The 24,329-nt window shown below is 61.7% G+C and carries 26 protein-coding genes; 12 read left to right on the top strand and 14 right to left on the bottom strand.

The genetic code is table 11. The annotated features are described in order from the left end of the window. Positions 1 to 3 precede the first annotated feature (3 nt). Positions 4 to 1,041: an MBL fold metallo-hydrolase gene (locus V9T28_RS19105; RefSeq protein WP_116402609.1), complete on the top strand. Its 1,038-nt coding sequence runs from the start codon at positions 4 to 6 to the stop codon at positions 1,039 to 1,041. A gap of 15 nt (positions 1,042 to 1,056) precedes the next feature. On the opposite strand, the gene ctlX is transcribed toward V9T28_RS19105, so the two are convergent. Continuing rightward, positions 1,057 to 1,983, bottom strand: a complete 927-nt coding sequence (gene ctlX / locus V9T28_RS19100) for a citrulline utilization hydrolase CtlX (protein ID WP_116402608.1) — start codon at positions 1,981 to 1,983, stop codon at positions 1,057 to 1,059. A 12-nt stretch (positions 1,984 to 1,995) separates the two neighbouring features. Further along, complete coding sequence (locus V9T28_RS19095) at positions 1,996 to 3,045, bottom strand: ornithine cyclodeaminase (RefSeq protein WP_116402607.1); 1,050 nt, start codon at positions 3,043 to 3,045, stop codon at positions 1,996 to 1,998. A 128-nt stretch (positions 3,046 to 3,173) separates the two neighbouring features. On the opposite strand from V9T28_RS19095, the gene V9T28_RS19090 reads away from it, so the two are divergent. Beyond that, positions 3,174 to 3,611: an Lrp/AsnC family transcriptional regulator gene (locus V9T28_RS19090; RefSeq protein ID WP_116402606.1), complete on the top strand. Its 438-nt coding sequence runs from the start codon at positions 3,174 to 3,176 to the stop codon at positions 3,609 to 3,611. Positions 3,612 to 3,732: 121 nt separating this feature from the next. On the opposite strand, the gene V9T28_RS19085 is transcribed toward V9T28_RS19090, so the two are convergent. The 3 genes from V9T28_RS19085 to V9T28_RS19075 form a co-directional block, all read right to left on the bottom strand. Then, positions 3,733 to 4,716: a substrate-binding domain-containing protein gene (locus V9T28_RS19085; RefSeq protein WP_116402605.1), complete on the bottom strand. Its 984-nt coding sequence runs from the start codon at positions 4,714 to 4,716 to the stop codon at positions 3,733 to 3,735. A 354-nt stretch (positions 4,717 to 5,070) separates the two neighbouring features. Further along, complete coding sequence (gene modA, locus V9T28_RS19080; RefSeq protein WP_116402604.1) at positions 5,071 to 5,868, bottom strand: molybdate ABC transporter substrate-binding protein; 798 nt, start codon at positions 5,866 to 5,868, stop codon at positions 5,071 to 5,073. A 183-nt stretch (positions 5,869 to 6,051) separates the two neighbouring features. Further along, positions 6,052 to 6,957, bottom strand: coding sequence for a LysR family transcriptional regulator (locus tag V9T28_RS19075; protein WP_116402603.1), 906 nt, complete (start codon positions 6,955 to 6,957; stop codon positions 6,052 to 6,054). Between the two features lie 114 nt (positions 6,958 to 7,071). Here V9T28_RS19075 and V9T28_RS19070 point away from each other — a divergent pair, with 114 nt between their 5' ends. After that, complete coding sequence (locus tag V9T28_RS19070) at positions 7,072 to 8,097, top strand: zinc-dependent alcohol dehydrogenase family protein (protein WP_116402602.1); 1,026 nt, start codon at positions 7,072 to 7,074, stop codon at positions 8,095 to 8,097. Positions 8,098 to 8,109: 12 nt separating this feature from the next. Here the strand turns inward: V9T28_RS19070 and V9T28_RS19065 are convergent, their stop codons facing one another. The 6 genes from V9T28_RS19065 to leuC form a co-directional block, all read right to left on the bottom strand. Then, complete coding sequence (locus V9T28_RS19065; protein WP_199500278.1) at positions 8,110 to 8,508, bottom strand: DUF302 domain-containing protein; 399 nt, start codon at positions 8,506 to 8,508, stop codon at positions 8,110 to 8,112. A gap of 11 nt (positions 8,509 to 8,519) precedes the next feature. Beyond that, positions 8,520 to 8,867, bottom strand: a complete 348-nt coding sequence (locus V9T28_RS19060) for a carboxymuconolactone decarboxylase family protein (RefSeq protein WP_199500276.1) — start codon at positions 8,865 to 8,867, stop codon at positions 8,520 to 8,522. A 151-nt stretch (positions 8,868 to 9,018) separates the two neighbouring features. Further along, positions 9,019 to 9,495, bottom strand: coding sequence for a DUF992 domain-containing protein (locus V9T28_RS19055; protein WP_245424229.1), 477 nt, complete (start codon positions 9,493 to 9,495; stop codon positions 9,019 to 9,021). A gap of 262 nt (positions 9,496 to 9,757) precedes the next feature. Then, on the bottom strand, positions 9,758 to 10,474 hold the full coding sequence (locus V9T28_RS19050; RefSeq protein WP_116402600.1) for a DNA-3-methyladenine glycosylase I: 717 nt from the start codon (positions 10,472 to 10,474) through the stop codon (positions 9,758 to 9,760). A 140-nt stretch (positions 10,475 to 10,614) separates the two neighbouring features. Continuing rightward, entirely contained in the window at positions 10,615 to 10,854 is a 240-nt protein-coding gene (locus tag V9T28_RS19045) for a hypothetical protein (protein WP_116402599.1), read from the bottom strand. A gap of 64 nt (positions 10,855 to 10,918) precedes the next feature. Further along, entirely contained in the window at positions 10,919 to 12,337 is a 1,419-nt protein-coding gene (gene leuC, locus V9T28_RS19040) for a 3-isopropylmalate dehydratase large subunit (RefSeq protein ID WP_116402598.1), read from the bottom strand. A 114-nt stretch (positions 12,338 to 12,451) separates the two neighbouring features. Here leuC and V9T28_RS19035 point away from each other — a divergent pair, with 114 nt between their 5' ends. Next, a complete protein-coding gene (locus V9T28_RS19035) occupies positions 12,452 to 12,865 on the top strand; it encodes a VOC family protein (protein WP_116402597.1) in 414 nt (137 codons plus the stop codon). Further along, the gene (locus V9T28_RS19030; protein ID WP_116402596.1) at positions 12,862 to 13,443 is read left to right on the top strand and encodes an NUDIX hydrolase; all 582 of its coding nucleotides are present in this window, start codon (positions 12,862 to 12,864) and stop codon (positions 13,441 to 13,443) included. The genes V9T28_RS19035 and V9T28_RS19030 overlap by 4 nt, the downstream gene beginning before the upstream one ends. A 75-nt stretch (positions 13,444 to 13,518) precedes the next feature. Here the strand turns inward: V9T28_RS19030 and rplS are convergent, their stop codons facing one another. After that, a complete protein-coding gene (rplS, locus tag V9T28_RS19025; RefSeq protein WP_116402595.1) occupies positions 13,519 to 13,923 on the bottom strand; it encodes a 50S ribosomal protein L19 in 405 nt (134 codons plus the stop codon). A gap of 606 nt (positions 13,924 to 14,529) precedes the next feature. Here rplS and rpsO point away from each other — a divergent pair. The 6 genes from rpsO (at position 14,530) to V9T28_RS18995 (ending at position 21,317) form a co-directional block, all read left to right on the top strand. After that, positions 14,530 to 14,799 (top strand): 30S ribosomal protein S15, encoded by a 270-nt coding sequence (gene rpsO / locus V9T28_RS19020; protein ID WP_116402594.1) that lies wholly within the window; start codon positions 14,530 to 14,532, stop codon positions 14,797 to 14,799. 279 nt (positions 14,800 to 15,078) lie between these two features. After that, positions 15,079 to 17,232: a polyribonucleotide nucleotidyltransferase gene (pnp, locus tag V9T28_RS19015; RefSeq protein WP_116402634.1), complete on the top strand. Its 2,154-nt coding sequence runs from the start codon at positions 15,079 to 15,081 to the stop codon at positions 17,230 to 17,232. A 200-nt stretch (positions 17,233 to 17,432) separates the two neighbouring features. After that, positions 17,433 to 18,446, top strand: coding sequence for a protease SohB (gene sohB / locus V9T28_RS19010; RefSeq protein ID WP_116402593.1), 1,014 nt, complete (start codon positions 17,433 to 17,435; stop codon positions 18,444 to 18,446). 109 nt (positions 18,447 to 18,555) lie between these two features. Further along, complete coding sequence (locus V9T28_RS19005; protein WP_116402592.1) at positions 18,556 to 19,248, top strand: glutathione S-transferase family protein; 693 nt, start codon at positions 18,556 to 18,558, stop codon at positions 19,246 to 19,248. Positions 19,249 to 19,320: 72 nt separating this feature from the next. Then, on the top strand, positions 19,321 to 20,454 hold the full coding sequence (gene queG, locus V9T28_RS19000) for a tRNA epoxyqueuosine(34) reductase QueG (protein WP_116402591.1): 1,134 nt from the start codon (positions 19,321 to 19,323) through the stop codon (positions 20,452 to 20,454). Beyond that, positions 20,451 to 21,317 (top strand): SDR family oxidoreductase, encoded by an 867-nt coding sequence (locus V9T28_RS18995; RefSeq protein ID WP_116402590.1) that lies wholly within the window; start codon positions 20,451 to 20,453, stop codon positions 21,315 to 21,317. The genes queG and V9T28_RS18995 overlap by 4 nt, the downstream gene beginning before the upstream one ends. On the opposite strand, the gene V9T28_RS18990 is transcribed toward V9T28_RS18995, so the two are convergent. Together V9T28_RS18990 and V9T28_RS18985 are read right to left on the bottom strand one after the other, a co-directional pair. Beyond that, complete coding sequence (locus V9T28_RS18990; RefSeq protein WP_116402589.1) at positions 21,314 to 22,225, bottom strand: GNAT family N-acetyltransferase; 912 nt, start codon at positions 22,223 to 22,225, stop codon at positions 21,314 to 21,316. The two genes, V9T28_RS18995 and V9T28_RS18990, sit on opposite strands and share 4 nt — an antisense overlap. Before the next feature lie 120 nt (positions 22,226 to 22,345). After that, positions 22,346 to 23,245, bottom strand: coding sequence for a 2-dehydro-3-deoxygalactonokinase (locus tag V9T28_RS18985; RefSeq protein WP_158554894.1), 900 nt, complete (start codon positions 23,243 to 23,245; stop codon positions 22,346 to 22,348). A 145-nt stretch (positions 23,246 to 23,390) separates the two neighbouring features. Here V9T28_RS18985 and V9T28_RS18980 point away from each other — a divergent pair, with 145 nt between their 5' ends. Continuing rightward, entirely contained in the window at positions 23,391 to 24,248 is an 858-nt protein-coding gene (locus tag V9T28_RS18980; protein ID WP_158554893.1) for an amidohydrolase family protein, read from the top strand. The last annotated feature ends 81 nt before the right edge of the window (positions 24,249 to 24,329 follow it).

Below are 24,329 nucleotides of genomic sequence, written 5' to 3'. Positions count from 1 at the left end.
AAGATGATCTTCCGTCAGCTCTTCGATCAGGTTTCCAGCACCTACTCCTATTTGTTGGCGAGCCGGCGCGGAGGCGAAGCGTTGATCATCGATCCGGTCCTGGAGAAGGTCGATCGCTATTTGCAGCTTGTGCGCGAGCTCGATCTCAAGCTCGTCAAGGCGGTCGACACGCATCTGCATGCCGACCACATCACCGGTCTTGGCGCCCTGCGCGACAAGACCCATTGCATCACGGTGATGGGCGAGCAGACCAAGGCCGATGTCGTCTCGATGCGCCTTGCCGATAACGACAGGCTCACCATCGAGGGGCTCTCCCTCGACGTGATCTATACGCCCGGCCACACGGATGATTCGTACAGTTTCGCGATGGCAGATCGCGTCTTTACCGGCGACACGCTGCTGATCCGCGGCACCGGCCGCACCGACTTTCAAAACGGCGATCCGCGGGCGCAGTTCGAATCTTTGTTCGGGCGATTGCTGAAATTGCCCGACTCGACGCTGGTCTATCCGGCGCACGATTACAAAGGGGACACCGTTTCGACCATCGGCGAGGAGCGGGCCTATAACCCGCGGCTGCAGGTCAAGTCCGTCGAGGAATATGCCGATCTCATGAACAATCTGAAGCTCGCCGACCCGAAGATGATGGATGTCGCGGTGCCGGCCAATATGCATGTCGGCTTAAACCAGGACGAGATCGCGCATCGCGGCTGGGCCGTGACCGCCGAGCAGGCGCTGCGCCTTGTCGGTCAGCCTGACGTCATGCTGATCGATCTGCGCGAAGACACCGAGCGCGCGCGCTACGGCGTCATCCTTGGCTCGCTGCACGTCCCCTATCCAAGCCTCCATGAAAGCGTCAGTGTCGGCGGCATGCTGCACGAGCTGGCGAAATTGCCCCATAAGCGGCTGCTCTTCTATTGCGCCTTCGGCGAGCGCTCGGCCATGGCGGTGCAGGAGGCGCGGGATGCAGGACTTAATTCCGCGTACCACATCCAGGGCGGCATCAACGCCTGGAAAAAGGCGAGCGGCCCGCTTGCCCACTGACCGGGGCGATGCCGGCTATCTCGGCAGAAGATGAATCCCCGCCAGCGTGCAACGCACGGAGCCGCCGGCCTTCTCGATGGTTGGGATGTCGAGCGCCACCGGCTCGGCGCTTTGTGCGATGATGGCAAGCTGATCCTGATCGAGCGCGCGAAACGCGGTCGTGGACAGCGCCAGAATGCGGCGGTCGCGTCCTTGCAGCTCCAGCGCATTGCCCGCAAAGAGGCCGATCTGCCGGTTGGTCAAACCAATGACGCGCCGGCCGGAGCGCTCCAATCTTGCGATGATTTCATCGCGCCGCTTGCCGTTCGCAATCATGTCGAGGCCGATCAGCGCGAAGTCCGTCGCCACGCACATCAGCACATTGGTGTGATAGATCGGGGCGCCGGTCTCGTCGCGCGCGTCGAACACCATCGGCTCGAAATTGAAATGGGTGCAGAAGCGCTCGAGCGCGATCGGATCCGTGCGGTCGGAGCGCACCGCATAGGCGACTCGGTCGATATGGTCGAGCACCATGGCGCCGGTGCCTTCCAGGAACAATCCGTCCGGCTCGAGGCCCGAATAGTCGATGACATCCTGCACGCGGTAGCGTTGCTTGAGCATTTCGATCACGTCGGAGCGGCGCTCGCGCCGGCGGCTCTCGGCCTTCATCGGATAGATCGCCACATGCCCGCCCGCGTGGGTGGAAAACCAATTGTTCGGAAACACGGAATCCGGCGTTGCCGTGCCTTCATCCTCGAAGAGATGAACCGTGATGCCGTGCTCTTCCAGCCGATTTTCCGCCTTGGTGATTTCGTCATGGGCGATCGCCGACAGATCGTCGCGCGCATCGACGGCAGCCTGGAAATGGTTGTCTGCGGCGGTTTCGGTATTCACGGTGAAATGATGCGGCCGCACCATCACCACGGCGGCCGGTGCTTGGACCGAATAGGCGTGATGTCGCATGAGGCCGCTTTCTTATGTCTTGCTGCGCTGGAGCATGCCGAACAGGTCGCGCGGATCGTCCGGGTCGGCGAGGATGTCGATGTCCTGGTAAAAGTTCGTGCCCGCCAGCCGCTCGCGGACATAGCGAAGTGCCGAGAAATCCTCGATGGCGAATCCGACGCTGTCGAACAGCGTGATCTGGCGGTCGTTGCGGCGGCCTGCGGCCTGGCCGAGGATGACACGCCAAAGTTCGGTCACCGGATAATCCGCCGCCATCTGCTGGATCTCCCCTTCAATGCGCGTCTGGGGCGTATATTCCACGAACGTGTCGGCGCGCAGCAGGATCTCGCGGGCGAGTTCCGTCTTGCCGGGGCAATCGCCGCCAATCGCGTTGATGTGGACGCCAGTCCCGACCATGTTATCGGTGAGAATGGTGGCGAATTGCTTGTCGGCAGTGCAGGTGGTAATGATCCGCGTCCCTTCCATCGCCTGCTGCGCCGACGTGCAGGGCGTGACTTTCAATCCGGTTCCGGTGAGATTGTTCGCGGTCTTCGCAGTGGCGCGCGGATCGATGTCGTAGAGCCGCACCTCTTCGAGGCCGATGACGGCCTTCATCGCGAGGGCTTGAAACTCGGCCTGCGCGCCATTGCCGATCATCGCCATCACTTTCGCGCTGTTCGGCGCGAGATGGCGCGCCGCCATGGCGGAGGTTGCGGCGGTGCGTAAGGCCGTGAGCAGCGTCATTTCCGTCAGCAGCACGGGATAGCCGTTGGAGACCTGCGCCAGCAGGCCGAATGCGGTGACGGTCTGCAGCCCTTTGGCCATATTCTTGGGGTGGCCGTTCACATATTTGAAGCCGTACATCTCTCCGTCGGAGGTCGGCATCAGTTCGATCACGCCTTCCCGCGAGTGCGACGCGACGCGCGGTGTCTTGTCGAACGTTTCCCATCGTTTGAAATCGGCTTCGATCGCGTCGGTCAGTTCGACCAACATGCGCTCGATGCCGACATGATGGATCAGTCGCATCATGTTCTCGACGCTGACGAAGGGGATGAGCGCTTTTTCTGACGGTGCTTGCGGCATTGAAGTCTCCCTGGGTTCCAAGAGACAATCAGGCTTGCGTGTTAGCCGAAATAGCAAAAGACGGTTGTAATCGTCATGAGATTGAGCAAATCTTACAGTCGAGTTGCAATTTTTGACAGACAATATCCATGACAATCGCAAAATACGTTCCGGACGAATTGGACAGGCGCATCATCGCGCATCTGCGCGTCGATGGGCGGGCCTCCTTCGCCAAACTCTCCGAGGCGCTCGGCGTGGCGCGCGGTACGGTGCAGAACCGGCTCGACCGGCTCGTCGAAACCGGGACCCTGCTTGGCTTCACGGTGCGCGTGCGCGAGGATTATGACGATCGGACCATTCACGCCGTGATGTTGGTCGAAGTGGTCGGCAAATCGACCACGCATGTGATCCGCAAGCTGCGCGGCATTCCGGAGATTTCGTCGCTGCACACGACCAACGGCAATTGGGACCTGATCGCCAATGTTCGGGCCGGGAGCCTGTCCGACTTCGATCGCGTGCTGCGCGAAGTCCGCATGATCGATGGCGTCTCGAACAGCGAAACCAGTCTGATGCTGAGCAGCGTGTGAGTGCAGCGGAGGGCTTGCGGGAGGTCAGGGTATCTCGGCTAGCTAGGCCATACGCTGGATAAAGCGTTGAGTGGGCAGCAGAACTGCCCGCCAACGATTTGTGTGAGTGTGCCAGACGGGGCTATTCCACCGGCGGATTGAGCAGCTTTTTCTCTCGTTCGCTGTTCATCGTGTCGCGCGTGATCACGGTCGCACCGGTATCGATATATTGCAGTACACCGTGCCCCTGCGCCGCGTTATATGCGGTCTTGACCCCTTCGTAGCCCATCTGGAATGGATCCTGCACGACAAGCCCGCTGATCGAGCCGTCTGCGAGCAGTGCGGTGAGATCGGGGCTCGAGTCGAATCCGACCAACTTGATCGTCTCCGCGAGTTTTCCAGCCTTGACCGCAGCGCCAGCCGCTTCAGCGACAATTTGATTGGAGGCGAAGATGCCCCGCAAATTCGGGTGATTCTTGAGAACTGCCGCAACGTCGGCGTCCGAGTGCTCCTTGCTGCCGTCGCCGTTGCGCTCGTCTACAACCGTGAGCTGCGGATAGTGCCGAAACAATTCGTCCTTAAAACCCTTTGAGCGTTCGATGACAGATCCGGCTCCGGGCAGATAGTTGACGATGGCGACCTCTCCGGATGCGGAACCATATTTGGCGCTGATAGCTTTCGCCAGCGCGTCCGCGGCCAAGGCGCCGGCGTGCACATTGTCGGTGGCTATGAAGGATTTCATATTGAGGCTGGCGACATTGGAGTCGATGACGATAACCGCCGTTTGTTTCGCGGCATTATCGACCGCTGGACCAAGAGCACTGTATTGCGTCGGCGCGATCACGATTGCGCCCGGTTTCGTTGCGACCGCCTGATTGAGAAGCTTGATTTGCCCGTCGACATCCTGCTCGCTCTCGGCGCCTTCGCCAAGAATCTTGACGCCAAGGTCGCGGCTGGCAGCATTGGCGCCCGCAAGCACAACCTTCCAGAAGAAGAAGTTTTGTGCCTTCACGATGACCGGAATGGCGGGAGCCTCTTGCGCTCGCGGTGCCGGACCAATGGAAAACGCTGACAACGCCAGTGCGGCGATGAGACTTGCCTTTGACACTATCGCGTATTTTCTCATTTGATCCTCCCAATTTTTGTTATCTGCATGTCGGCGCCGGGACCGTTTTTGTCGCGCTCTCGCCCTGTGGGATGCTTGAACCACCAAAAGGAAGGTGAGATCGACGATGGATTTTGTGCCGCAAAACGCAAATGCACAAGTATAAATGGTCGAGTTACTTTTCGTCGAAGCTTATGAGAATGGTTCTGACGCAAACCAATTCTTAAGCTTGTATGCTAACGATCCAGTAGTGGCTGGCTCAAGACTTTTATCAGGCATCGCCGGTGACAGAATTCTTGTGTAATTCTTCGGATCGCCGCTAAAATCATCTTTTCTGCGCGGCCGGCCTTTTTCGCATGCCGCGGAGAGTGGGGATCACGGCTTCGCCATGACCCCGACCGGCGCGAAACCGTAGCGTGCGAGTGTCTCCTGGCCTTCAGGCGAGAGGATCGCGAGCATCAAGGCGACGGCATTGCGGTTTTCCGTGCTTGCGAGTGCGAGGCCATATTCCGGTCCCATGTCATAGGCCTGCGGCACGGCGACCACATTGACGCCGGGCGTCGCCTCGCGGCGCTGGTCTGCACCGCTGCAATAGCCGATCATCACGTTGATCTGGCTGCTCTGGAACGCTGCGGCGATCGGGTCCGGCCCGCCGCTCGCTGTCGTCGTGCCGCCGACGATCTTCTGTGCCTTGGCGTCGAGCGTCGCGAAAGCGCCCGGCTCGTCCTTGTCGATCGCATGGAACATGGCCCAGGTATAGTCCCCGCCCGGATCGGCCTTCGGGGTGGAGGTTCCGATCTTGACGGCCGGATCGACGATCCGCCGACGAAAATTATCCGTCGTCAGGCCGGCGTCGGGGCCAGCGAAGGCGCAGAGCTTGTTGCGCGTGAACATCACGACGCCGGCGGCCTTACCCTCCTCGCGCAGCTTCAAGGGGCTGGCCATGTCCGCCGAGGCGAAAATATCGGCCTTGTCGCCGCTTTCGATCTTCTCGCGCAGCAGGCCGGACGGACCGAACGTGGTCTGCACATGAACGCCGGTTTTCGCCGTGAAATCCGCCACGACCGCGCTCAACGCGTCACGTAGACTGCCCGCCGCATAAAGCGCGACCTCGTCGGCCCGCGCCGACGAAGCCGTCAAAACGAGACAGGCGGCAAAGAGAGTTCTGAACATAATAATGCGCTCCCGGCAGAAGGGGCCGAATGAGGAAGGACGCGGTAAACGACCGGCAGAGCTGCGTCGGTGTCTATCGCGGGTTCGCCCATACGGCGATCAGGAGACTTCCGCTTGGAAGAGAGCGCTTACCCATGCCGCTCGCCGGCAAGATATAGCATCGGATGCGATTCTGGAATCGGATCAAATCTCCGCGCTCGCCGGCAATTCGGCGGCCAGCGCATCGACCGCGAGGCGCACCCGCAGCGGCAGGTGCGGCGATTGCGGCCAGAGGGCGTGGCTTTCGATCAGGAGGCGCGGAAGTTCGGGAAGCACCAGCACGAGTTCGCCTTTGTGCACGCGTTCGCGGATGAGCCAGCACGGCAGCCAGGCAAGGCCATAACCGGCGGCGACGGCATCGCTCATCGCGGCGAGATCGTCGAGGCGCAGACGGCTGGGCGGCAGCACCTCCAAGGGCTTGCCGTGGTCTTGCGGGAACAGCCACGGGCGGATTTGCCCCGGACGCGCATAGAGGATCGCCTCGTGCCGTTGCAGATCGTCGAGCGCCATCGGTGTGCCGTGCCGCTGGAGATAGTTTGGCGCGGCGCAAACGGCCATGCGCTGCAGTCCGATGCGCCGCTGCATCAGTCCGCCGGCGTCGCCGATCGGGCCGTTGCGGATGGCAAGATCGAAGCCGTCCTCCACAACGTCGGCCAGCCGGTCGCTGAAATTGAGTTCGAGCTCGAGCTTGGGATGTTGCTGCGCCAGCCGCGCCAGGACCGGGGCGACGCAGCGGCGCCCGAACAGCACCGGCATGGTCACGCGCAGGCGGCCGACCGCCTCGCGGCGGCCCGACTCGAGGATCGCCGCGCCGGTGCGCACCTCCTCCAGCGCCCGCTGGCAGCGCTCGTAAAAGATCTGGCCGTCCTCGGTCAGGTTCTGAGTGCGGGTGGTGCGGTGAAACAGCCGCACGCCGAGGCGCGCCTCCATCCGTGCAATGGTCTTGCCGACCGCCGAGCGCGACAGGTTGAGCCGGGCGGCCGCGGCGGCGAAGCTGCGCGCATCGACCGCCGCGACGAACACATCGATGCCGTTCAACATGTCGGTCATATTTGCCTCATTGTAGATAAAATAGCGCGAATCTGACGAAAAACCATCGCTACTGGTGCCTCAAGGGCAACGCTATTTCAACGACACGAACGAAATAGCGTTTGAGAGGCACATATGAGCAGCACTATGAAACGTTGGCAGATGAGCGGCATCGGCAAGGACAAGCTCGGTCTCGCCGAGGTTCCGGTTCCGACGCCGGGGCCGGGCGAACTCCTGGTCAAGGTCGCGGCGGTCTCGCTCAATTACCGCGACAAGCTGATGACCGAGACCGGCATGGGCCTGCCGCTGCAATTTCCCTTCACGCCCGCGTCGGATCTCGCCGGGACGGTCGTCGCGGTTGGCGCGGGCGCGACACGGTTCAAGGCGGGCGACCGGGTGATTTCGACCTTCACGCCCGGCTGGATCGACGGCAAGCCGCCCGGCGATGCCCGCGTGCCGCCCTATCGCTCCCTCGGCGGCTTCCATCCCGGCGTTCTCGCCGAATTCGTCGCCTTTCCCGAGGATTGGTTCGTCGCTGCGCCCGCCAGCCTGAACGATGCCGAGGCCAGCACCTTGCCCTGCGCCGGCTTGACCGCGTGGTTCGCCCTCGTCGAGCGCGGGCCGGTGGCGGCGGGCGAGACCGTGCTGGTGCAGGGCACCGGCGGTGTTGCGTTGTTCGGATTGCAGCTCGCGAAGGCCCATGGCGCCGAGGTGATCGTGACGTCGAGCAGCGACGAGAAGCTCGCCGGCGCCAAGGCACTGGGCGCCGATCATGGGATCAACCGGGCCAAGGAGGATTGGGTCGAGGCACTCTACCGCCTGACAAAGGATCGCGGTGCCGATCACATCTTGGAAATCGCCGGCGGCCCCGGCCTCGGCCGGTCGCTCGCGGCGGTGGCGGTGCATGGCCGCATCTCGGTCATCGGCGTGCTCGAAGGCTTCGACATTTCCGGCCCAGCCGGGCCATTGCTGCTCAAATCGCCGATTGTGCAAGGCATCAGCGTCGGCCACCGCCGTGCGCTCGAGGATCTCGTCGCTGCGGTCGACCGGATCGGCCTCAAGCCGGTGATCGACAGAAGCTACGCGCTCGCCGATTTGCCGGCCGCGCTTGATCATCTCGACCGAGGCGCGTTCGGCAAGATCGTCGTGGACGTTGGCTAGAGCCCGCCTTGCTCACCCGGTCGCGGCGGCGGCGAGTTTGGCCAGAGCGTCACGCATCGCGGCAAGGCGCGGGCCGTTGGCCTCCTTGGCGCCATGCCGCGCGGCGAGCCAGTCAGGATCGGCAAAGGCCAAGCGGGTCGTGCCGTCATCGCTTTGCCAGACGAGCGCGCGCAACGGCAAGTCGATGCCCATCGTCTCGGAGGCCTGCATCAATCCGGTGCCGGCCTTCGGATTGCCGAAGAGCACGACTTCGGTCGGCCGCAGGTCGAGCCCGACATCTTTCGCCGCTTTTGCATGATCGATCCGCGCCATCACGTCCATGCCATGCGCGGTGATCGCGCCGATCAGGCGCGCCATCGCTTCCGCCGCCGTGTGCGGGCTCTCGTAGACCAGCAAACCATCGGGGATCATTGCCATCCCCTTCAGGTTTCACCGGCCGCATCGAAGGCGTCGAGCGCGCGGGTCGAATAGACCAGAGCCGCGCCGGCATTGACGCTGATCGCAACGCCCAAAGCCTCGGCAATCTCTTCCTTCGTCGCGCCGTGCTTGCGCGCCTCATTGGCGTGCACGGTGATGCAGCCGTCGCAGCGCAGGCTGATCGCGACGCCGAGCGCGATGAGCTCGCGGGTCTTGGCGTCGAGATGATTGGTTTTGGCGCCCGCTTGCCCAAGCTGCGCGTAGCCTCTGACCGTATCGGGGCTGAGCTTGCCGAGCCCGCTCACGCCGGCTGCAAGCTGCTGGCGATATGTGTTCCAATCCATCATATGCATGACTGATGCCTCCGCGATTCGTACAACAGAATACCTCCCCCAAACGGCAATGCCGTTTGCCGGAGCAGCAGCATAGCGGCGATCGGGAAAAGCGGAAGGTCAAGCGCAGGTTGCCCGCCGGCCCTCGAACCAGCGGGCCTTTGGATCCTGTTTATTTCCCGGCGCGCAGCGTCAGCTCCGCCACGCCGCCGGTCAGATCGAGGCCCTGTTGTGCCTGCGCCGAGAACGGCTGCAGGGTGAAGGATTGATTGGAGCCGCCGACCAGCGCATTGGCGCCGCCGCCGACACCCACCGCCGCCGAGGCCGCGACGCCGACATATTCGCCCGCCAGCGCACCATGTTCCTGGGTTCTCGACGGCGCAAAGACGCCCCAAACCAGCGTGCCGCGGTCCGTCTTGCCGATATCGATGCCGAACTTACGGATGGTGCCGTAATAATGCTCCGTATGGCCGCCCGACGGCTGGAAGATGCAGCTCATTTCCTTCGAGGACGTGATCACCATTCCAAGTCCGGCGGACACCGCACAGCGCAAGACGCCGACTTTGACCGTGGCGTCCGCGAAGGCCGGTTGGGCCGCTGCCAGAAATCCGACACAGGCGATGGATTTTAACACGAGGGAAATGCGCATGAGTCATTCCTTTCTGTTGCTGATGCCGGCCCGCACAGGGCACCGGATGTGATCCATTTTCAACTTGTTAGATGACACTGCTATCAGCGGCGTCGCTCATCAGAATGAGAGCCAATAGCTTACCGGTGCTGATCTCCTCTTATCCTGCGGTCTATCCCACAGATTTAAGGCGAGATTAGCGGTGCGAGCGCGCCGCGGCAATGCGCGATGTGCAGCCCTGCATGGTCCGTCAAGCAATTCTGAAAGGAGAGACGCCTACGATCTAGGGCTCGTCGCCGTATTCCATCATTTTTTCAACCGGATGGTTCTCGCCGATCGACATGGCGCAGATGCGCGAGAGATGGGTATAGGGCAGGCCGGTCTCGTCATGCCAGGCGTTGAAACAGGCCTGGATCTCGGCCAGGTCCTTCTTCGACGAGGCGGCCGGCGCGATGTCGACGCCGGCATCCTGCAGGCAGGTGATCACGTCGCGCGACAGAATGAAGCAATCCTTGCCGATGAAGCGCAGGAAATATTGGCCGGTCATGCCACCGAGCCGCGATCCGCGTTTCGCCATCAGATCGAGCAGCCCGACCTGATCATTTGCCGGCCAGGCGCTTAAGAGACGTCCGAAACTGCCGTGCTCCTTGGCGACGTCGGCCACGAATTGCGCATTGGCCTTGACCGACATGATCTTCTGGCCGTTGCGCACGATACGTGTGTCGGACGCGCGCTCGATCCAGAAATCATCGGGCTGGAACAAAAGGCGCTGTGGCGAAAAGCCTAAGAAAGCCTCTTCGAATCCCGGCCATTTGGCGTCGATCACGCCCCAGACGAAGCCCGCGCAGAAGATGCGACGGGTCATTTCGCTCAAGACGCGGTCGTCGGCGAGCACCGCCAACGCTTCTGGCGAATCGACACGCGGGAGCAATTTTGCAATGACATCCGCGCCGCCCTTCCGCTTCACCGCGCGGGCTCTAATCATTTTGAAGGTCGGCATATTTTTTGAGACATCCGATGCTGCCCTCATCGCGAAGGCCGATCTATTTTGAATGCAAATGATTGCTCGCGCAAATGCGATATTTCGGGATCGACAGTCGTGGCGTTCGGCCTGACGACCGGCACCCAGCCGCCCTAGGGTCATTTGTCGGCGAGATAGTCCGCCAAGACCCATAAGGTGATGGCGAGCAGCGCGATCAGGCTCAGCAGCCGGGCGATGCGCCGGCCCCAGGCTTCGATCCGGTCGTCGGGCGGCGCATCCTTGGCGCGCAAATAATCGGCGGCACGGCTGAGAGACGAGTCGAACAAGCCGATGTGCTCGCGCTCGACCCGGCGCAGGATCTCCTCAGATTCTTTCTGCCTGTCCTGGTCTTCGCTCATACAAATAAAAATAGCGCGGAACTCTCGTTCCGCGCACTTTTTTGCTTGATGATGAGAAGCGATTTTAGGCCGCTTCGACGTCGATCTTACGAATATCGACGAAATGCCCGGCGATCGCCGCCGCTGCCGCCATCGTCGGGGAGACGAGATGGGTGCGGCCCTTGAAGCCCTGACGTCCTTCGAAATTGCGGTTCGAGGTCGAGGCGCAGCGCTCGCCCGGCGCCAGCTTGTCCGGGTTCATCGCGAGGCACATCGAGCAGCCTGGCTCGCGCCATTCGAAGCCTGCATCCTTGAAGATCTTGTCGAGCCCTTCCGCTTCGGCCTGGATCTTCACGAGGCCCGAGCCCGGCACGACCATGGCGTTGACATGGGCGGCAACCTTCTTGCCCTCGACGATCTTGGCGGCAGCGCGCAAATCCTCGATGCGGCCGTTGGTGCACGAGCCGATGAAGGCGCGGTCGATCTTCAGGTCGGTCATCTTCTCGCCGCCCTTGAGGCCCATGTAATCCAGCGCGCGCTGGATCGCCGCTTTCTTCGCCTCGCTGTGGCCGCTCTCGGGCGTCGGCACGACGCCTTCGATCGTCGCCACGTCCTCGGGGCTGGTGCCCCAGGTGACGAGCGGCGGCAATTTGGCCGCGTCGAGCTTAATCACCTTGTCGAAATGCGCGCCCTCGTCGCTCTTGAGCTGCGACCAATAGTGCACCGCCTCGTCCCAAGCCGCGCCCTTCGGCGCCTTCGGCCGGTCCTTCAGATAGGCATAGGTCTTCTCGTCCGGCGCGATCAGGCCGGCGCGGGCGCCGCCTTCGATCGACATGTTGCAGATCGTCATGCGGCCTTCCATGGAAAGCGCGCGGATCGCCTCGCCGGCATATTCGATCACGTAGCCGGTGCCACCGGCGGTGCCGATCTCGCCAATGATCGCGAGAATGATGTCCTTCGCGGTGACGCCGGCGGCGAGCTCGCCGTCGACCTGCACCAGCATGTTCTTGGCCTTCTTCTGGATCAGCGTCTGGGTCGCAAGCACATGCTCGACTTCCGACGTGCCGATGCCATGCGCCAAGGCGCCGAAGGCGCCATGGGTCGAGGTGTGGCTGTCGCCGCACACGATCGTCGTGCCCGGCAGGGTGAAGCCCTGTTCCGGCCCGATGATGTGGACGATGCCCTGGCGCTTGTCGAATTCGTTGTAATATTCGATGCCGAATTCGCGTGCATTGATCGCCAATTGGTCGATCTGGGTGCGGCTTTCGGGGTCGGTGATCGGCAGCGCGCGGTCGGTGGTCGGCACGTTATGGTCGACCACGGCCAGCGTCTTGCCGGGCGCGCGCACCTTGCGGCCCGTCAGGCGCAGGCCCTCGAAGGCCTGCGGGCTCGTCACCTCATGGACAAGATGGCGATCGATATAGAGGAGACTGGTGCCATCAGCTTGAGTCTCGACCACATGGTCATCCCAGATCTTGTCATAGAGCGTACGCGCTTGTGTCATTTCAATCGTCCCGGTCGGCCTTTAGGCTTCACAACTTATGTAGAAGGCGCTTATTTACTCGGAAAGGCCTCGCAGGGGAAGTACATCCTGCGGCCTCACATTTGCGGAGCGCGCATGTCAGACCGTCCGGCCGTGGCACCCTACCTGACCGTTTCCCCGGCCTCCGCCGCGATCGGCTTTTACGCGGCGGTGTTCGGGGCGACCCAAAGGGTGCTGATGCCCTCGTTCGATGGCCTGCGGATCATGCATTGTGAGCTCGTGATCAACGGTGGCTCGTTGTTCCTGGCGGACATGTTCCCCGAATTCGGCAATTGCCGGGTGCCGATCCCGAGCGATCCGGCCACCGTTTCGGTCAGCCTCGAATTCGCGACGCCGCAGGAGGTGGACGAATCCTTCGAACGGGCGGTGAATCTGGGCGCCAAGCCCGAAACCGTGCCGACCGATTCCTTCTGGGGCACCCGCTATGCCGCCTTGCGCGATCCGTTCGGCCATCGCTGGCTGCTCAACGCACCGCTGGTGAAATCATGAGCAAGAATGAGAAAAGCACCCACGGCTGGCGGGTCGAATCGCGCCGTGTCATCCACGCCGACCGCTGGATGAACCTGCATGCCGAGCGGATCGTCAGCCCGAACGGCGCGGTGATCGACCCGTATTACCTGCTGCACTATCCCGAATGGGTGCATGTGGTAGCGCTCACCCCCGAGCGGCAAATGCTCCTCGTGCGGCAATACCGCCACGGGACCAAACGCATGAGCCTGGAATTGCCGGGCGGCATGATGGATGCGGCGGACAAGGATGCCGAAGCGGCGGCGCGGCGCGAATTGCTCGAAGAGACGGGCTATACGGCGGATGTCTTTCATTCCATCTGCGTGCTCGACCCCAATCCGGCGATTCAAAACAACGGCCTGCATATTTTCTACGCGCCGGAGGCGCGCCTGGTCGCGGAACAAAATCTCGACCATGGTGAAGAGCTGCAAGTCGAGTTCGTGCCGGTAGCAGAGGTGATGGCGGGTCTGCCGGACGGGCTGATCACGCAATCGATGCATGTCGCCGGGATTTATCTCGCGATGGCGAAGATGGGGCTGTTGGGGTTTCGGGACGAATAGATCGGCGTCCGCGCACAAAAGCAAAGAGCGCCGCTGGGCGCGGCGCTCTTGAAAATCGAAGAAATCGAAAAAGACTTACTTGGCAGCCTTCGCCGCAGCCTTGGCTGCCTTCACGGCGGCGCTGTCCTGCTTTTCGGCGATGCGGGCCGATTTGCCGCGGCGGTCGCGCAGGTAATAGAGCTTGGCGCGACGCACCTTGCCGCGGCGCACGACCTTGATCGAGTCGATCATCGGCGAGAAGATCGGGAACACGCGTTCCACGCCTTCGCCATAGGAAATCTTGCGGACGGTGAAGCTTTCGTTGAGGCCGCCGCCGTTGCGGGCGATGCAGACGCCTTCATAGGCCTGGACGCGGGTACGCTCGCCTTCCTTGACCTTCACGTTGACGATCACGGTGTCGCCCGGGGCGAAATCAGGGGTCGCGCGCTTTTCAGCGAGTTTGGCAGCCTGTTCGGCTTCCAGGGTTTGGATCAGGTTCATTTTTCTCTCCGTTTCGGCTGGTGCCGAGCGTTTCGGGACGCTGTTGTTGAGTTGAGGCGAGGCCTATACACGCGGATGCGCGGAATGTCGAGGCTTGTTTTTGCGGGTTGTTGCTGCTTGACCTGCAGCCGAGGGATGACAAGCGGCAGGTTTGATGATAGAACAAAACACGAATATTTGGAGAGAGGCAAGATAGAAGGAATCGCGCGAACCCAATGTCCCGAGTTTTATCGTCGGGGAGGTGCCATACGAAAATGAAATTTTTTTGAGAACAAACTAATAGAGCTAATAATCAATAAATATCAATAGCTTATTCCATGTCTGCATTGTCAACCAGGGTTGCGTATCCGCCCTGTGGAGCGAGTGGCCCAGGGATTGGCGGTTCGTCGGTGCGGCGAACCGGGACGCTGGGGCGCATTCTTTGCTGGCCTTGCATCACTTTTCGTGTATATAGCGCCCATCGCTGGCGGCTTTGGCCTCCGGCGCGCTCACCTTTTTTGGACCTTGCTGGACGACATCCCGGCTCGGCCTCAAGCAGGTGGGGCATCGGCTCGGCGCTCCCTGGCGAGCGCGGCCATTTCTCTCGTTATCAGAAAGGACTAACCGATGTCGATTACGGCTGAGCGCAAGCAGGCGCTGATTCAGGAACATGCCGCCAAGAAGGGCGACACGGGTTCGCCCGAGGTGCAGGTCGCGATCCTTACGGAGCGCATCAACAACCTGACCCAGCATTTCAAGTCGCATGTCAAGGACAACCATTCGCGTCGCGGGCTGTTGAAGCTCGTGTCGCAGCGCCGCACGCTGCTCGACTATGTCAAGCGCAAGGACGAGGCTCGCTACAAGACCCTCATCGAAAAGCTCGGCATCCGTCGCTAAGCAAAACTTGCCCTTTCCGCGCACCCGCGCGGAGAGGGCTTTTCTCATCGGAGGGCCGGCATGGGGCTGGTCTTTCGTGATGTGTTGTAAGGACCTATAGCGAACGCTGCCCGAATGAACTTGGGCTTGCCCAAGTTCATCACCCTTCATGATCAAGCCGGCCGCGTCCGGTTTGATGGCAGGATCGCCGGATGCTGTGCTCCCGCACAGCCTCTCGCCATCTTGCCGATGGTTGAAGGATCGCGGATCGCTTGGGTCGAACTCAAGAAAGAACGATCAATGTTTGAAATCCACAAAGAAATCATCGACTGGGCAGGGCAGAAGCTGGTGTTGGAAACCGGCCGCATCGCCCGCCAGGCCGATGGCGCAGTGTTCGCGAGCCTGGGCGAGACCACGGTGCTCGCAACTGTCGTCTCCGCCAAGGCGCCGAAGCCGGGCGTCGACTTCTTCCCCCTCACGGTCAATTACCAGGAAAAGGCCTTTGCCGCAGGCCGCATCCCCGGTGGTTATTTTAAGCGCGAAGGCCGCCCGTCCGAAAAGGAAACCCTGGTTTCCCGCCTGATCGATCGCCCGATCCGCCCGCTCTTCCCGGAAGGTTACCGCAACGACACGCAGGTCGTGGTGACGGTCCTGTCGCATGATCTGGAAAACGACACCGACATTCTGTCGATGGTGGCGGCGTCCGCCGCGCTCACCATTTCGGGCATTCCGTTCATGGGCCCGGTCGGCGCGGCGCGCGTTGGCCTCGTCAATGGTCAGTTGAAACTCAACCCGACCATCGAAGAAATGAAAAACTCCGATCTCGATCTCGTGGTCGCGGGCACGTCGGATGCCGTGCTGATGGTCGAATCGGAAGCCAAAGAGCTGTCTGAAGACGTGATGCTCGATGCGGTCATGACCGGCCATCGCGGTTTCCAGCCGGTGATCGACGCCATCATCCGTCTCGCGGAAAAGGCGGCCAAAGAGCCGCGCGAATTGGCGATTGCCGATAAGTCGGACGTCGAAAAGGCCGTGGCCGATGTGGCCGAAGCCGAGTTGCGCGAAGCCTATAAAATCACCGCAAAGGCCCAGCGCTATGCCGCTGTCGACGCCGTGAAAGCTAAAGTGAACGCGGCGCTGCTGCCGGCCGAAGGCGAAGCCAAGTTCCCGAAGGAACAGGTGGCGGAGGCCTTCCACGACCTGCAAGCCAAGGTCGTGCGCTGGAACATTCTCGATACCGGCATCCGTATTGACGGACGCGACGTCAAGACGGTGCGCCCGATTCTGGCGCAAGTCGGCGTGCTGCCGCGCACCCACGGCTCGTCGCTGTTCACGCGCGGCGAGACGCAGGCGCTGGTCGTGGCAACGCTCGGTACCGGCGAAGACGAGCAATTCATCGACAGCCTGGAAGGCACATACAAAGAGCGCTTCCTGCTGCATTACAACTTCCCTCCCTACTCGGTGGGTGAGACGGGCCGCATGGGTTCACCCGGCCGGCGCGAAATCGGTCACGGCAAGCTCGCCTGGCGCGCGATCCGTCCGATGCTGCCGACCGCCGCGGAATTCCCCTATACGGTCCGCGTCGTCTCCGAGATCACGGAATCGAACGGCTCCTCCTCGATGGCAACGGTCTGCGGCTCCTCGCTGGCGCTGATGGATGCGGGCGTCCCGCTGAAGCGCCCGACGGCCGGCATCGCCATGGGCCTGATCCTGGAAGGCGAGCGCTTTGCCGTGCTCTCCGACATCCTCGGTGACGAGGATCATCTCGGCGACATGGACTTCAAGGTCGCCGGCACGGAAAACGGCGTGACCTCGCTGCAGATGGACATCAAGATCGCCGGCATCACCGAAGAGATCATGAAGGTCGCTTTGGATCAGGCCAAGGGTGGGCGTCTGCACATCCTCGGCGAGATGGCGAAAGCCATCACCGGCGCCCGCGCCGAACTCGGCGAACATGCGCCGCGCATCGAGACCATGAAGATCGCGACCGACAAGATCCGCGAAGTGATCGGCACCGGCGGCAAGGTGATCCGCGAGATCGTGGAGAAGACCGGCGCCAAGATCAATATCGAGGACGACGGCACCGTGAAGGTCGCCTCCTCGGACGGCGCGTCGATCAAGGCCGCGATCAACTGGATCAAGTCGATCGCCTCCGATCCGGAAGTCGGCATGATCTATGACGGCACCGTCGTGAAGGTCGCCGATTTCGGCGCTTTTGTGAACTTCTTCGGTGCCAAGGACGGCCTCGTCCATATCTCGCAGCTCGCCAAGCAGCGCGTTGCCAAGACTTCGGACGTGGTCAAGGACGGCGACAAGGTGAAGGTGAAGCTCCTCGGCTTCGACGAGCGCGGCAAGATCCGCCTCTCGATGAAAGCCGTCGACCAGCAGACCGGCGAGGACATCGAGGCCAAGGAAGCGACCGAGCGCAAAGCCGAAGAGACGGCCAGCCAATAAGCCGCTGACGAATAAGAAAACAAAAGGGCGGCCCCGTGAGGGACCGCCCTTTATTCATGAAGCGGACCGGCTTACGCGAGAACTGGAGGCGCCGGTCTCGACGCCAATCTGGCGCCTCTTGGTGAATTTTGGGTTTGCGGCGTAAATGGGCGCCGCCCCATTCTGGCACAGGCCGGCCGCGCCACAGGGATAGGTTCGCGATGGATTTCTGGTTGCATATTGCGTCTTTCGCCCTCAAGGCGGCGCTGATCGTCGGTGCGGTTGGCGGCCTCGTCATTCTCATCGCGTCGGTGGCGCGCGGGCAGGAGGAGGACGAGACCGGCCTCACGATCAGCAATCTCAATCACCTTTACGACGAGATGGAAGAGCGTTTCGTCGCGAAAGTGCTCGACAAGAAGGCGCTGAAAGCGCGGCGCAAGGCCCATAAGAAAGAGGCGAAGCTCGAGCGCAAGGATACGCGCAAATGCCTCTACCTCATCGAGTTCAAGGGCGACACGAAGGCGAGCGCCGCCGAGCAGCTCGCCCAGCAGATCGACGGCGTTTTGACCATCGCCAAGCCCGAGAGTGACGAGATCGTCGTCAAGATCGACAGCCCCGGCGGGCTGGTCACCTCCTATGGCTATGCCGCGTCGCAGCTCCTGCGCATCCGCGACGCGAAAATTCCGCTGACCGTCTGCGTCGACGAGGTCGCAGCAAGCGGCGGCTATCTGATGGCCTGCACCGCCAACAAGATTCTCTGCGCGCCTTTCGCGGTGGTCGGCTCGATCGGTGTCGTCGCGGAAGTGCCGAATTTGTACCGGCTGCTCAAGAAGAACGACATCGACTACGAGCAATATACGGCCGGCGAATATAAGCGCACCGTCTCCGTGCTCGGCGAAATCACCGAAGAGGGCCGCGAGCATTTCAAGGAAAAGCTCAGCGCGACCCATGTAGCGTTCAAGCACTTCGTGCAGAGCTACCGCCCGCAGATCGAGCTGGAAAAAGTCGCCAATGGCGATCATTGGTACGGCCAGGAGGCGCTGTCGCTCGGCCTCATCGACGCGTTGAGCACATCGGACGATTATCTCTTCCGCGCGCGGCACGAGGCGCGGATTTTCAAAGTGACGATGGAAGAAAAGCAGACGCTCGTTCAGCAATTGATGAGAAGCGTGGGATTTGCCGCGGAGAATGTGCTGCAAAACTTGCTGAACCTCACCCGGCGGAATGGAGTGTGAGAGCGTTATCCCATCCCGCTTTTACCTTTTGTTCACCACAATATCTGTTGGTCGCCACATCTTGCGGCTGAGCCTTGTGTGCGCCTTTATGCATGGTTAAGGACCATTAATGGCCACCCTGTACCATCATCCGTTGTGTCCGCATTCGCGGTTCGTCCGCTTGCTCTTGGGCGAGTTCGGCGTCGATGCGGAGCTGATCGAGGAACGGGTGTTCGAGCGGCGGTACGATTTCCTGCTGCTCGACCCGGCCGGCCGGACGCCGGTGATGGTCGAGGAATCGGGGCAGGTTTTGCCCGGCACCGGCATCATCGCCGAATATTTCGACGAGACGCGGAGCCGCACGACCACCAATCAGCGGCTGCTGCCGCCGGATCCGGCCGCGCGCGTCGAGGTGCGGCGCCTGATGAGCTGGTTCCACGACAAGTTTTTCGCGGAAGTCTCCGAACCGCTGATCACCGAGAAAGTATACAAGCGCTTCATGCCGCAGGAGCGCGGCGGCGGGCCGCTCGACATGGACGTGGTACGCGCCGCACGCAACAATGTCCGCTATCATCTGCGCTACATCGGTTTTCTCGTCGGCAAGCGCAAATGGCTCGCGGGCAATGAGATGAGCTATGCCGATCTTGCCGCGGCCGCCCATCTTTCCAGCGTCGATTATCTCGGCGACGTGCCTTGGGGCGAGGATGAGGCGGCCAAGGATTGGTATGTCCGGCTGAAATCGCGTCCCTCGTTCCGCCCGCTTCTGGCCGACCGCACGCCGGGCATGGCGCCGTCGGAGATTTACGCCGAACTCGATTTCTGATCCTGGATCGTGGCATCCATTTCTGCAGCCGCCCCGCTATAATTGGGGGTAGGAACTTCTCCGGTCGAGACGATGCAAAGCGACCATACCGCATTCAAAAGCCGCTTGGCGGTGGCGGCCAAGGATTTGGGATTCGACCTGTGCCGGATCGCGGCGCCGGATGCGCTGCCGCTTGCGCCCGAACGCTTGGCGGCGTGGCTGGCACTCGATCGGCATGGCTCGATGGATTGGATGCAGGACACGGCGGCGCGGCGGGCCGACCCACGCGTGCTGTGGCCCGAAGTGCGCAGCATCGTCATGCTGGGCGTCAATTACGGGCCCGAAGAGGATCCGCGCGCGACATTGGCCGCCCGACACAAGGGAACGATCTCGGTCTATGCACGCAACCGCGATTATCATGACGTCATCAAGGGCAAGCTGAAGCTGCTGGCGCAATGGCTGGTCAAGGCCGCGAAGCCCGAGGTCTGCGATGTGAAGGTCTTCGTCGATACGGCGCCGGTCATGGAGAAGCCTTTGGCCATGAGCGCGGGGCTCGGCTGGCAGGGCAAACATACCAATCTTGTCTCGCGCGAGTTCGGCTCTTGGCTGTTTCTCGGATCGATCTTCACGTCATTGCCCCTCGCGCCGGACGAGGCCGAAGTGGATCATTGCGGTTCGTGCCGCGCCTGCCTCGACGTGTGCCCCACCGACGCGTTCCCCGCGCCCTATCAGATCGACGCGCGCCGCTGCATTTCCTATCTCACCATCGAGCACAAAGGGCCGATTCCGCGCGCACTGCGCCAGGCGATGGGCAACCGCATCTATGGTTGCGACGATTGTCTTGCGGTCTGTCCCTGGAACAAATTCGCGCAAGCCAGCCGCGAGGCGAAGCTTGCGGCGCGCGGCGATCTCAATGCGCCGGATCTCACCTTTCTCGCGAGCCTCGACGACGCAGCCTTTCGCACGCATTTCTCCGGCAGTCCGATCAAGCGCATCGGCCGCGACCGTTTCTTGCGCAACGTGCTGATCGCCATTGGCAATGCGAAAGACCCTGCGATGGCGGACATTGCGATCGGCCATTTAAATGATGAGTCGCCTGTGGTCCGCGGTGCCGCAGTGTGGGCGCTGGCGCGGCTTGCGCCGCCGGATGTGTTTCAGCATCATGCCGCGCAAGCGTTTGCGCGCGAAACGGATGATGAGGTTCGCGCTGAATGGATAGAGGCATGAGTCTTCTGATTTTTGGTTTGGGCTATACGGCGCAATATTATGTGCGCCATCACGCGGCCGATGGCACGCAGATCGTCGGCACGGCGCGCACGCAGGACAAAGTTGCCGCCTTGACGCAGGCGGGATTCAACGCACTGGTGTTCGATGGCCAACACGGCACGCCGGAACTGTATGAGGCACTCGCGCGCGCCGAGCACGTGCTTGTCAGCATTCCGCCCGACGGACTGCGCGATCCCGTTCTCGATGTTTTGCGCGACGCGCTCGCGGTAACCGCCCAACTGACCCGCATCGTCTATCTCTCGACAGTGGGTGTGTATGGCGATCACGGCGGCGCATGGGTCGATGAGACGACGGCGCCCAATCCGAAGAGTGCGCGCAGCGTGGCGCGCGTTGCAGTGGAGAACGAGTGGAGCGCCCTCGCTGCGCAGACCGGCAAGGCCGTTCACATCCTGCGCCTCGCCGGCATTTACGGGCCGGGCCGCAATACATTCGTCAATTTGCGCAATGGTACCGCCAAGCGGCTGATCAAGCCGGACCAGGTGTTCAACCGCATCCATGTCGAGGACATTGCGCGGGCGATTCGTGCGGCCTTCGCCCATGACGGCGGCGGCCTGTGGAACGTCACCGACGACTATCCGGCACCGCCGCAGGATGTCGTGACCTATGGCGCATCGCTGCTGGGCGTCGAGCCTCCGGCCGAGCAGGATTTCGCCAGCGCACGTTTGACAGCGATGGCGCGCAGCTTTTATGGCGAGAACAAGCGTGTGTCGAATGCGAAGATGAAGCGCGATCTCGGTGTCGCGCTGGCCTATCCGACTTATCGCGAGGCCTTGGCGGCCATTTTGAAGGACGAAGCCTTCTAAGCGGCCATCGCCACTTTCTGTGGAATGAAATGATTGAGGTAGCGCGCCTCGATCTGATCGACGGCAAGAATCACCAGCACGTCGGTCGTGTTGAATTGCCAATCGATCACCGCGCCGTCGCCGAAGCGCGCACCGATACGCAAATAGCCCTTCACCAGCGGCGGCATCGCGGCAATGGCGCGGCGCGGATCGATGTCCTTGGCTCCGAGCACATCCATGCGGCTGTAGCGATTGGCGAGCGCGCTCGCCGCATAATCGCCTTTGGCCTTGGCGTGGTGATGCAGATAGCCGAGCGCCTCGGCATGATCTTGCGGCCTAACGCCTTCAAAGCTCGCACAGCCGAACATCACGTCGATGCCATGATGCTGCACATAGGCGGCGATGCCTTGCCAGAGCAATTCGATCACGCGCTTGCTGCGGTAGGCTTCGAGCACGCAGGAGCGGCCAAGCTCCATGAAGCGCTTGCCGGGGTGGCGCGCGATCAGGGACGTCACGTCGAATTCAGCCGTCGAATAGAAGCCGAAATTGCGCATCGCCACATCCTGCCGCAAAAACCGGTAGGCGCCGACCACACGCGATTTCTTGCGTTTCAAATGGGTGCTGCGCGCCGCGTGGTCGATGACGAGCAGATGATCGCAGACACGGTCGAACGGACATATGTCACGGCGCAACAAAGCGGCGGTGCGGTCGGGGATGGCATGGCCTTCTTCGAAGAAGACGCGGTAGCGCAGCCGCTGGGCCTTGCGAATTTCTTTCTTCGTCGTCGCCAGGCGGATTTCGAGGTCACCGACGCGGCCGAGGGTGGCGGGCAAGCCCATCAAATCGCGGACAATCTTCGGCATTTTCTTGACGACCGGCAGATTCGTCACGATGGCCGGAGGTTCGGCGGAATATTGCAATGCCCACATGATGCCCCCTAGACCCAGTCATTCGCTTTAACAGGCCCAAGCTGCGCGATCCGCACCAGACTCTTTGTGATTCCGGCACGCTGTCGCGCTACACTGCATCATCACAATTCGCAGACAGAATTATGACACCAGATCGGCGGACCGCGCGATCTCGCTTAAGCCGCGCAGGACGATGTGGTCGGGGGCCGTTTCATGGGCGCAGCCGATGCGCTGCAAGGCTTGGGCATAGAGCGCCGCAAGCGCTTGATCGGCAACGATCGCGACGGGGCCGGAGGCGCCGCCGGCCGCCGCCCGCACTTCATGGCCGATGACCAGGCCGGACAAATAGCTCTTTAGGGACGCCGCCGGCAGCCGGTCGAACAGGCCGAATGTGCGCGCCGAAAAAATATGATTGAGAAAATGCCCGCTCGACCCGGCATGATCGACGCCTTGGGCGAAGGCTTCTGGATCGTCGGGGCTCTCGGCAGGCATCAGCCGCCCGAGAATTGTATGGTCTTTGAGCACCTTGAACATCTCGCCGGTCATGTAGGTGGCGAAGCCGAGGATTCGCCCATCCTGCACCCGCACCCATTTGCTATGAGTCCCCGGCATGACGACGGCGCCATACTGGCTCGGAAAATCGCGCAGCAGCCCGAGCAATTGTGTTTCCTCGCCGCGCATCACGTCCGGTGCGGGGCCGGACAGGTCGCACAGGCCCGGCACGATGCGAATATCGCGTCCGAGCCCGTTGGGGACATCGGCGAGGCCGGCGGCCAGGCGCTTGGCATCGCATGGCGTTTCCACATAGGGCGCTTCGATCCAGCCCTGGCGACTGCCGATCATACCTGCCATGAGCACGGGGACATGCGGCGGCGCGGCCAATTCGGTCAAAACGGTACCGAGCGTCGATTCGAATGCGCCCTGCTGCTGTTGAATGCCGGCGGAGCTGCGGTGAACGGCGAGAATCTTGCCGCCCGCATCGGCGAGATAGGCGCGTAAAGACGATGTGCCCCAATCGACGCCGACGAATGTTTTGTTCACGTCATCCTCCAGATTCGCACATGATGCCAGTACCGCTCTTGACCAGCAAGCCGGTTCCGTCAAGATCTGCATGCGACGCGGCGCTCGGCCTTTCTGATCTTATCCAGACCTTATCTGATTCAGGTCCTGACTCTAAGGAATGCTTATGCCAGATTTTCCGTTGATCGATGCGCATATTCATCTCTATGACTCGGCGCGTCTTTCCTATTCCTGGATGCAACAGGCGCCGGCACTTCTCGGGCGCCATCTTTTGCCCGAATTCGATGCAGCGTGTGATGCAGTGCAAGTCGAGAAGGTGGTCTTTGTGGAGGTCGCCGCCGATCCGGGCCTGCATCTTGACGAAGCGGGGTTCATCGACGGGCTTGCCCGCGAGGAGCCGCGCATTGCTGCGATGGTCGCGCATGCGCCTTTGGAAAAAGGCGCTTTCGTCGAGGCCGATCTTGTCGCTTTGGCCGAGCACAAATCGCTGCGCGGGATTCGCCGGCTCATCCAGAGCGAAGCGGACCCGGCCTTTTGCCTTGAGCCGGATTTCATTGCCGGCGTGCGGCTGCTAGCCAAATATGGTTTGAGCTTCGATCTATGCATCAAACATTGGCAGATGACTCATGCGATCGAACTCGTGCGGCGCTGTCCAGAAGTGATTTTCATTCTCGACCATATCGGCAAGCCCGGCATTCGCTTCGGGTTTCGCGAGCCGTGGTGGAGCGAGTTGCGCGAACTCGCCTTCCTGCCGAACGTCTATTGCAAGATGTCGGGCGTCATCACCGAAGCCGATCCCAACGCCTGGACGCCGCAAATCATCCGGCCCTATGTCGAACATGTCATTGCCTGTTTCGGTTTCGGGCGGACGATGTTCGGCTCCGATTGGACGGTTTCGACGCTGACCCATCCCTATCCGCTCTGGATCGAGATTCTCGACGAGATTCTTCATGGTTGCAGCGATGCGGAGCTGCGCGCGTTCTACCGCGATACGGCAGCCAAGGCCTATCGGCTCGACGGGTGAAGAGGATCGCTGCAAGCGGGGCAAGTGCCATCCCTCAAAATCCGATGGCGCTCCGTCCGGCATCTAAATTTTGGCATGGAC

Origin of the sequence: Methylovirgula sp. 4M-Z18, from assembly GCF_037890675.1 — a bacterium.
Lineage (GTDB): Bacteria > Pseudomonadota > Alphaproteobacteria > Rhizobiales > Beijerinckiaceae > 4M-Z18.
The sequence above is the reverse complement of the archived record's forward strand: the minus strand, read 5'-3'. Positions and strand labels throughout refer to the sequence as shown.

Bases quoted from the DNA above. Each gene is read 5' to 3' on its own strand.
- V9T28_RS19105 (WP_116402609.1), top strand. From the start codon at position 4: ATGATCTTCCGTCAGCTCTTCGATCAGGTTTCCAGCACCTACTCCTAT.
- ctlX (WP_116402608.1), bottom strand. From the start codon at position 1,983: ATGCGACATCACGCCTATTCGGTCCAAGCACCGGCCGCCGTGGTGATG.
- V9T28_RS19095 (WP_116402607.1), bottom strand. From the start codon at position 3,045: ATGCCGCAAGCACCGTCAGAAAAAGCGCTCATCCCCTTCGTCAGCGTC.
- V9T28_RS19090 (WP_116402606.1), top strand. From the start codon at position 3,174: ATGACAATCGCAAAATACGTTCCGGACGAATTGGACAGGCGCATCATC.
- V9T28_RS19085 (WP_116402605.1), bottom strand. From the start codon at position 4,716: ATGAGAAAATACGCGATAGTGTCAAAGGCAAGTCTCATCGCCGCACTG.
- modA (WP_116402604.1), bottom strand. From the start codon at position 5,868: ATGTTCAGAACTCTCTTTGCCGCCTGTCTCGTTTTGACGGCTTCGTCG.
- V9T28_RS19075 (WP_116402603.1), bottom strand. From the start codon at position 6,957: ATGACCGACATGTTGAACGGCATCGATGTGTTCGTCGCGGCGGTCGAT.
- V9T28_RS19070 (WP_116402602.1), top strand. From the start codon at position 7,072: ATGAGCAGCACTATGAAACGTTGGCAGATGAGCGGCATCGGCAAGGAC.
- V9T28_RS19065 (WP_199500278.1), bottom strand. From the start codon at position 8,508: ATGATCCCCGATGGTTTGCTGGTCTACGAGAGCCCGCACACGGCGGCG.
- V9T28_RS19060 (WP_199500276.1), bottom strand. From the start codon at position 8,867: ATGCATATGATGGATTGGAACACATATCGCCAGCAGCTTGCAGCCGGC.
- V9T28_RS19055 (WP_245424229.1), bottom strand. From the start codon at position 9,495: ATGCGCATTTCCCTCGTGTTAAAATCCATCGCCTGTGTCGGATTTCTG.
- V9T28_RS19050 (WP_116402600.1), bottom strand. From the start codon at position 10,474: ATGCCGACCTTCAAAATGATTAGAGCCCGCGCGGTGAAGCGGAAGGGC.
- V9T28_RS19045 (WP_116402599.1), bottom strand. From the start codon at position 10,854: ATGAGCGAAGACCAGGACAGGCAGAAAGAATCTGAGGAGATCCTGCGC.
- leuC (WP_116402598.1), bottom strand. From the start codon at position 12,337: ATGACACAAGCGCGTACGCTCTATGACAAGATCTGGGATGACCATGTG.
- V9T28_RS19035 (WP_116402597.1), top strand. From the start codon at position 12,452: ATGTCAGACCGTCCGGCCGTGGCACCCTACCTGACCGTTTCCCCGGCC.
- V9T28_RS19030 (WP_116402596.1), top strand. From the start codon at position 12,862: ATGAGCAAGAATGAGAAAAGCACCCACGGCTGGCGGGTCGAATCGCGC.
- rplS (WP_116402595.1), bottom strand. From the start codon at position 13,923: ATGAACCTGATCCAAACCCTGGAAGCCGAACAGGCTGCCAAACTCGCT.
- rpsO (WP_116402594.1), top strand. From the start codon at position 14,530: ATGTCGATTACGGCTGAGCGCAAGCAGGCGCTGATTCAGGAACATGCC.
- pnp (WP_116402634.1), top strand. From the start codon at position 15,079: ATGTTTGAAATCCACAAAGAAATCATCGACTGGGCAGGGCAGAAGCTG.
- sohB (WP_116402593.1), top strand. From the start codon at position 17,433: ATGGATTTCTGGTTGCATATTGCGTCTTTCGCCCTCAAGGCGGCGCTG.
- V9T28_RS19005 (WP_116402592.1), top strand. From the start codon at position 18,556: ATGGCCACCCTGTACCATCATCCGTTGTGTCCGCATTCGCGGTTCGTC.
- queG (WP_116402591.1), top strand. From the start codon at position 19,321: ATGCAAAGCGACCATACCGCATTCAAAAGCCGCTTGGCGGTGGCGGCC.
- V9T28_RS18995 (WP_116402590.1), top strand. From the start codon at position 20,451: ATGAGTCTTCTGATTTTTGGTTTGGGCTATACGGCGCAATATTATGTG.
- V9T28_RS18990 (WP_116402589.1), bottom strand. From the start codon at position 22,225: ATGTGGGCATTGCAATATTCCGCCGAACCTCCGGCCATCGTGACGAAT.
- V9T28_RS18980 (WP_158554893.1), top strand. From the start codon at position 23,391: ATGCCAGATTTTCCGTTGATCGATGCGCATATTCATCTCTATGACTCG.